Source organism: Flavobacterium anseongense, from assembly GCF_021608185.1.
GTDB lineage: Bacteria > Bacteroidota > Bacteroidia > Flavobacteriales > Flavobacteriaceae > Flavobacterium > Flavobacterium anseongense.
This window is the reverse complement of the sequence record NZ_JAKIHN010000021.1, coordinates 1-1,630: the sequence shown is the minus strand read 5'-3', so window position 1 is coordinate 1,630 and position 1,630 is coordinate 1. Positions and strand designations below refer to the sequence as shown.

1 pseudogene is annotated in these 1,630 nt (G+C 43.7%); it reads left to right on the top strand.

Going from position 1 to position 1,630, the window contains the following annotated elements:
• A pseudogene (locus L1S35_RS13170) lies at positions 1 to 1,630 on the top strand (adhesin); the annotation flags it as partial.

The window sequence follows — 1,630 nt, the reverse complement described above, 5'->3', positions numbered from 1 at the left end:
TTTAGATGGTAATACAACTGTTTGTGAAACGAGTACCACTGCGATTAATTTATTTAGTTTAATAACCGGTGAGCAACCAGGGGGTGTTTGGACAAGAACCGGACCGGGAACAGGTGGAACTTTTGATGCAACGGCGGGAACATTTACACCTGCCGTCGGAGCTACCACTTCTACCTTTACTTATACTTTATCGGGAGTAGCCCCATGTATCACAGATACCAGCGTGGCTACAGTAAATATTGTTGCTCAACCTACTGCAGGTTTAGATGGTAATACGACTGTTTGTGAAACTAGTACAACCGCTATTGATTTGTTTAGTTTAATTACCGGAGAACAAACAGGAGGAGTATGGACTCAAACAGGACCGGGAACCGTGGGAACTTTTAATGCGGCAGCGGGAACATTTACACCAGCTGTTGGAGCTACTACTTCAACTTTTACCTATACTGTAACCGGAGCAGCTCCATGTACTACAGATAGTAGTATAGCGACTATAACTATTAATGCACAGCCAACCGCAGGGGTTGATGGAGGTACTACAATCTGTGAAACAAGTACAACTTTAATAAACTTATTCAGTTTAATTACCGGAGAACAAGCAGGAGGAGTATGGACTCGAACCGGATCAGGAACAGGAGGAACTTTCGATGCTACAGCGGGAACATTTACACCAGCTGTTGGAGCTACTACTTCAACTTTTACCTATACTGTAACCGGAGCAGCTCCATGTTCTACTGATGACAGTATAGCAACAATAACTATCAATGCACAGCCAACTGCCGGGACTGATGGAGGTACTGTTGTTTGTGAAACCAGTACGACCGTTATTGATTTATTCAGTTTAATTACTGGTGAACAAGCAGGTGGAGTATGGACACGAACAGGACCGGGAACAGGAGGAACTTTCGATGCAATAGCGGGAACTTATGCACCAGCTATTGGAGCAACTACTTCAACCTTTACCTATACTGTAACCGGAACTGCACCATGTATCAATGATAGTAGTGTAGCTACTGTAACTATCAATGCCCAGCCAACGGCTGGAACTGATGGAGGAACAACCATTTGTGAAAATAGCACTGCTGTGATTAATTTATTTAGTTTAATTACAGGGGAACAAGCAGGGGGAACATGGACAAGAACCGGAACAGGAACAGGAGGAACTTTTAATGCGGCAGCAGGAACTTTCACACCTGCTTTAGGGGTTACTACTTCAACTTTTAACTATACGGTAAATGGAACAGCACCATGTATCAATGATAGCAGTGAGGCTATAATAACTGTTAACCCACTACCGACTGCTACAATTTCGGGGACAGCTACAGTTTGTCAAAATTCCGTTTCTCCCCAAATTACTTTCACGGGTTCAAACGGCACAGCACCATATACATTTACGTATTCCATTAATACAGTAGTCCAGCCACCGGTTTCAACTGCTGCAGGGAATAGTATTTCGATTAATGCACCAACGGCTACAGCTGGAGTTTACACTTATGCTTTGGTAAGCGTTCAGGATGGTGCTTCTCCTTCCTGCTTGCAGTCTCAGAGTGGTTCGGCAGTAGTTACTGTAAACACGGCACCTACAATCAACACACCAACACCTTATGTGGTTTGTGATGACAGTTTAGAT